We start from the raw sequence: 5,711 nt of genomic DNA, 5'->3' as shown, positions 1-5,711 counted from the left end.
GGCCTGGGGCGGGTGGCGCTGCGTGAGAAGTGGGCACCGATCGTCGGCGCCGGCACGATCCAGTTCCGCCGCGAGCTCAAGCCATTCCAGCGCTTCACCTTGGAAACGCGACTGGTCGGCTGGGTCGGCACGCGGGTGATCATGGAGCAGCGGGTGTTGCTGGGCGAAGAGAAAATCGCCACCCGCGCGCTACTGGTCACCGGCATCTATGATCGGCGCCAGCGCCGCTTCGTGGACATGCCACGGATGATGCAGTCCATCGGTGCCGAGGATGTGCCCTCGCCTGCATTGAGCAAGGCGGCCGAGGCGTTGCTGGCTGCCGATGCGGCGTTGAAGCAGGACGAGGGCTGAGCAGGCCCACGGCCGACCGCAGCGGGCGGCGACGCCGAGCAGGCGGCTTCCGCGCCGTCGTGAAAGCGCGCTGACGCCGCCGCTACCGCGTCATCATCGCGCTGCGCGCAGCGCCTGGGCAATCGCCGCTTCGGCCAGCGGTGCCATCCGCGCATACCCCGCCGCTGTCGGGTGCACGCCGTCGTCGGCCAAGGCCTTGTCCAGGCCACCCTCGTGGTTGGCCAGCGGCGTGTAGTAATCCAGGTAGACCAGCTTCTGCTGCCCTGCATAGCGCTTCAGCGCGGCGTTGAGCGCACGCACCTTCGGCGCCGGCTGCACGCCCGGCTGCCACGGGTACTCGCTGACCGGCAGCACCGAGGACAGCACCACGGCGATGCCGTGCGCCTTGGCCAGCTCCACCATCGAGTGCAGGTTGTCTTCGATCATCGCCTGGCTGGCCGGCCCGGTGTTGCCGGCGATGTCGTTGGTGCCGGCCAGGATCACCACCACCGCCGGTTGCAGCGCGATCACGTCCTGGCGGAAGCGCAGCAGCATCTGTGCGGTGGTCTGCCCACTGATGCCCCGGTTGACGTAGCCCTTGCCGGCAAAGAACGTCGCGCTGCCGGTACGGCCCCAGCCTTCGGTGATGGAATCGCCGAAGAACACCACGCGTCGCTGGCCCGGCACGGCGACGGGCAACGCGGCATTCTCGGCGCGATAGCGCTGCAACTGCGGCCAGTCGAGCAGGCGCTGCTGCATGCCGCGCACCTCTTCCGCGCTGAGGGCATCAAAAGGCTTCACCAGCAGCGGATTGATCGCTGGCGATTGCGCCCCTGCCGCCGGGGACAGCAGGGACAGCGCAGCAGCCAGGATGACGGCGTGCAACGTGGACGGCATGGTCTGTTCTCCCATGGTGGCCGTGATGAGGCTAGCACGCAGCGCCAGCGGCGGTGTGGGCGTCAGACCCGCCAATCCAGTATCTGCGCCGGTGACTGCAAGGCATCCTCGATGCGGCGTAGACAGCCGGCCTTCGGGCTCACCAGGTACCACCGCGCGCTGTTGCGCAGCAACGGCAGGTCGGCGTGGTGGTCGGTATAGGCCATCGCCCACGGTGGCGGATAACCGCGCGCGGCCAGCATCGGAATCTTGTTGGCCCCCAGGCAGTGCTGGTCGCTCACCCAGCCCCCCCATRCCGGGCGCAGCGTGGACGCCACCAGTGGCACATCGCCCAGGCCGCCGCGCGCCAACAGCGCGCGCGCCAGCGGTTCCCAGCAGCCGGTGGCGATCACCACGCGTGCGCCATCGGCCTGATGTTGGCGAAGGTGCGCCACCGCGGCGTCGATGAACAGCACTTCGTCGCCATCGAACACGGCTTCGGCATGTGACGCTGCGAGCGCCTCCAGCGCGTGTCGACTACGGCCAAAGGTCGCCAGCCAGACGCCAAACCTCGTCGGCAGCCGCCGCGTGTGGGAGGCCAGCAGCAATGGTCCCAGCACCGGCAATGCGAGCAACAGAATCGACAACCGCCATGGCGCGCGCCGCAGCAAGCCCTTGAAGAAACGCGACGCGGTTTCCCACCGGGTCAAGGTCAGGTCGAAATCGAAGACCACCACGTCGGCGTCGTTCGCGTCAGGCATCCGCTTCATTCCGTAATGCGGGGAAGCGTCGATCATAAGCGCGGGCGAGGGTCGCGCCTATCCCGCTTTGCGCGGCACAGCACGCGTGCCGCGTTACGTGGCAGACTTCGGCGCGACTCCCAACACCACGACAAGGACCGTCATGATCGTTCCCGAGTACTGGGCCGAAGCCCGGCGCGAAGTCCGGCACAACCGCAAGCCGCTGATCGTGCGCCGCTTCGGCTGGTCCGACGACAGCGTGGCGGCCGCGCAGGTGCACGCCGATGCGCGCGTGCAGGAGGCGCTACACGCCATCGCCGCTGGCCAGCCGCTGCCGCGGCAGGAGCGCCGTACCAACTATGGCGTGGAAGGCGTGCCGATCCGCGAGCAGATCGTCGAACGCCACAGGGATGTCGTCATTACCCGCAACAGTTACGGCGCGCTGTGCCYGAATACCCCTGACGTGCTTTTTGCCGATATCGACCACCGCCCTGCGCCATCCGGTTGCGTCATTCCCACCCTGCTGGCGTGCGTATTGTGGGCAGGGGTGGCCATCGCCGCCGGCAACGTATGGAACTGGGTGGCCGGTGTGACCGCAGCCAGCGCGGCGCTCATCGCGGTCAACGCCGTGGTACTGGCCGTCAAGAACGCCGATCATCGCGATGCACAACTGGAGACACGCGCACTGGCCCGTGTCGAACAGTTCATCGGGCAGCACCCCGACTGGCACCTGCGCGCCTACCGTACCCCGGCGGGCCTGCGCCTGCTGGCCATGCACGCCACCTTCTCGGCCCATGACCCTGTCGTCCAGCGCCTGTTCGATGCCCTGCAGACCGACGCGCTCTACGCGCGCATGTGCCGGCTGCAGCATTGCTTCCGTGCGCGGCTGACACCCAAGCCGTGGCGGGTGGGGATGCGTCGGCGCATTCGCCCACCGGTCGCGGCGTGGTCAGCCGAACAGGCGTTGCTGCCCGGCCGCCTGCAGTGGATAGCCGACTACGCGCACAAGGCGCAGGGCCACGCGGCATGCCGTTTCCTGCGTGCCTATGGCGACGAACGCCGGGTGGATGCCAAGGCCGAAGCGGTGCGGGTGCTGCACGATCGTATTGCACGCGCCTACGAAGCACTGCCGCTTGCTTGAGCCGCTGCATTCGGCTGGCGTGGCCGCTGCACGATGCGAAACGGCCGCCCTTTGCGGGGCGGCCGATTCATTGCAACCAAAGCAGTCACCCCGCGGTCGACGTCAGCGGGCGTTCTTCACGTAGGTGTCGAACCAGTTGAGCATTTCGTACACCAACTGCTCGTTGGATTCCAGCGCGGTGTACCAGTGCGGCTCGTTGGGCAGCATCACCAGGCGCGTGGTGCCGCCGTTGCCGCGGATGGCCTGGTAGAGCTTGCGCGACTGGAAGGGTTCGGTGCCCGGGTTGGCGTCGTCCTCGCCGTGGACCAACAGCAGGGGCAGCTTGATCTTGTCGGCATAGAAGAACGGCGACGCCTTCAGATACACGTCCTGCGCTTGCCATACCGAGCGACGCTCGTTCTGGAAGCCGAACGGGGTGAACGTCTTGTTGTACGAGCCACTGGTGGCCACGCCCGCCTTGAACAGGGTGGTGTGCGCGATCAGGTTGGCGGTCATCAGGCCACCATGGCTGTGCCCGGTGACGCCGATCCGGTTGCGATCCACCACGCCCAGGTCCACGGCCTTGTCCACCGCCGCTTTGGCATCGGCCTCCAGCTGTTCCAGATAGGTGTCGTAGGCGTTCTTGGGATCGCCCACGATCGGGAACGAGGCGTTGTCGATGATCGCGTAGCCGGCCAGCAGCATCAGCCGGTACGGGGCCAGACGGGTGAAGGTCTGCTGCGACCCGGACACCTGCCCGGCCTGCGCGGCGTTGGCGAAGTCGGCCGGATAGGCGTACAGGATTGCCGGTACGCGCTGGCCTTCCTTGTAGCCCGGCGGGGTGTACAGGGTGAAGGACAGGTCCACGCCGTCGGCACGCTTGTAGGTCACCAGCCGCTTCTGGATCTGTCGCACTTCCGGGGTCGGGTCGGTGAGCCGGGTCAGCGCGGTGGCGGTGGAGGCGAACTGCGCCTCGCCCTCCTTGACCGACGCTGCACGCTCGCCCTGCTGGCGCACGAAGGCGTTCGGCGGGTCCATCACCGACTGGTGCCAGGTCAGGTAGCGGCCGGGCGTGGCGGTCAGGCCCAGCACCTGCTCGTAGGCGTCGGCGTCGCTGCGGAACAGGCGCTCGGTCTTGAGCGAGCCCAGGTCCAGGCGATCCAGGAACGGCCGGTCGCCCTGCGGCGAGGCACCCTGCCCGCGCAGGAACACGAACGCACCGTCCTGGCGGACCACCGACGCCCCGTTGGGCAGGCGCTTGAACACCAGGTTGCCCGGGTCGGCGTACTGCTCATCGCTGGACAGATCCCACAGCAGGCGGCCTTCCTTCTTCGGCTGGTCCACATCCACGATGCGGGTCTGCCGCCAATGCCGGTTCTCGTCGTTCTCGAACAGGAACGACACCGCCGGATCGGCGCTCCAGGCGATGCCTTCAAAGCGCTGCGCGGTACGGGCGATTTCCTGCGGCTTGCCGGTGAAGGGCGCCTTCAGCGCCAGCACGCGATCGCGATGCGGCACGGTCACCTTCCAGTCGCCCTTGTCCAGCGCCTCGGCGTAGACCAGCGTGGCCGGATCGGTGGAGCGCCAGTCGAACTCGCGCGGGCCTTCCGGCACGCCATGCACCGGCACGCGGTCGGCCAGCGGCAGGCTGGCGATCGGGCTGCTGCGGCCGGTGCCCAGATCGAGTACGGCCACGTCATTGGCAAAGCGCTGGTAAGTCACTGCGTGCGAGAACGGCGCCTTCAACGTTTCGGTCAACACGTGCACGCCATCGGGGGCGGCATTGACCCCGTCGTACAGGGCCGGYGCGCCGACATTGCGTACGTTGCCGGCGGCCACGTCCACCACCGCCAGCTGCGATGCACCGTAATAGGCGAACAGCTGCTCATCGTGCGCGCTGGTCAGCGTATCGCGCGCTTCATAGGTGCTGCTCTCGCCGCTGCTGCCCAGCGACTCCTGCACGTCCGGACCGCCCGCACCGTTGCCGCTGGACGGCGCTGGTCCCTGGTTGGGTGGCACCAGCTTCACCAGCAACTTCTGCCCACCGCCCAGCCACTGCACCGTCCCGCCGAAGATCGGATTGAGCTGTACGTTGGGAATCTGCTTGACCTGGCCGGTCACCGCATCGCCCACCCACAGTTGCACCGCGGTATCGACCGCGTTCTGGAACGCGAAATGCCGGCCGTCGGCCGACCATTGCGCTGCACCCGCGCAGCCCTGCGGCAGCGCCACCTTGGTGTGCTTGGCGGTGCCCACATCGACCAGGGTGAAATCGGCCACGCACGCCGGAATGCCATAGCCGCCCTGGGTGTCGTGGCGGCTGCGGTTCTTCGGCTCCAGGCGCACGCCGGCCAGCTTGAGGTAGGGCTGGGCCACGCGCTCGATCGACGGATAGGTCTGCGCGGTGGTCAGCAGCAGGCGCTGGCCGCTGGGGTCCAGGCTGGGCACGGGCGGCGGCGGTGCCTTGAGCACCTTGAGCAGGTGTTCGGGCGGCTTGTCATAGCCGGCGAAGGCCGGCGCGGCAGCCAGCAGGCCGAGCGTGGCGACGGCGACAGCCGCAGCCAGCGAGGTACGACGGATCAGCATCCCTATCCCCTTACAGTGGTCATGAGGGCCCGTACGCGGGCATGACCCGAATCTAGCAC

5 protein-coding genes are annotated in these 5,711 nt (G+C 68.0%); 2 read left to right on the top strand and 3 right to left on the bottom strand.

Translation table 11 applies throughout. The annotated features are described in order from the left end of the window. The coding region (locus tag ACXJKH_RS13150; protein ID WP_457319887.1) for a thioesterase family protein at positions 1-351 on the top strand (351 nt) is incomplete at its 5' end. Between the two features lie 93 nt (positions 352-444). Here the strand turns inward: ACXJKH_RS13150 and ACXJKH_RS13145 are convergent. Together ACXJKH_RS13145 and ACXJKH_RS13140 are read right to left on the bottom strand one after the other, a co-directional pair. Next, positions 445-1,227: an SGNH/GDSL hydrolase family protein gene (locus ACXJKH_RS13145; protein ID WP_457319885.1), complete on the bottom strand. Its 783-nt coding sequence runs from the start codon at positions 1,225-1,227 to the stop codon at positions 445-447. 62 nt (positions 1,228-1,289) lie between these two features. After that, complete coding sequence (locus ACXJKH_RS13140) at positions 1,290-1,967, bottom strand: HAD family hydrolase (RefSeq protein ID WP_457319883.1); 678 nt, start codon at positions 1,965-1,967, stop codon at positions 1,290-1,292. A gap of 142 nt (positions 1,968-2,109) precedes the next feature. On the opposite strand from ACXJKH_RS13140, the gene ACXJKH_RS13135 reads away from it, so the two are divergent. Beyond that, positions 2,110-3,087, top strand: a complete 978-nt coding sequence (locus ACXJKH_RS13135; RefSeq protein WP_457319881.1) for a hypothetical protein — start codon at positions 2,110-2,112, stop codon at positions 3,085-3,087. Between the two features lie 102 nt (positions 3,088-3,189). On the opposite strand, the gene ACXJKH_RS13130 is transcribed toward ACXJKH_RS13135, so the two are convergent. Continuing rightward, on the bottom strand, positions 3,190-5,652 hold the full coding sequence (locus ACXJKH_RS13130) for a prolyl oligopeptidase family serine peptidase (protein ID WP_457319879.1): 2,463 nt from the start codon (positions 5,650-5,652) through the stop codon (positions 3,190-3,192). Positions 5,653-5,711 lie beyond the last annotated feature (59 nt).

It is taken from the genome of Stenotrophomonas sp. P5_B8 (assembly GCF_054049855.1).
This window is presented reverse-complemented; position numbering and strand designations above follow the sequence as displayed.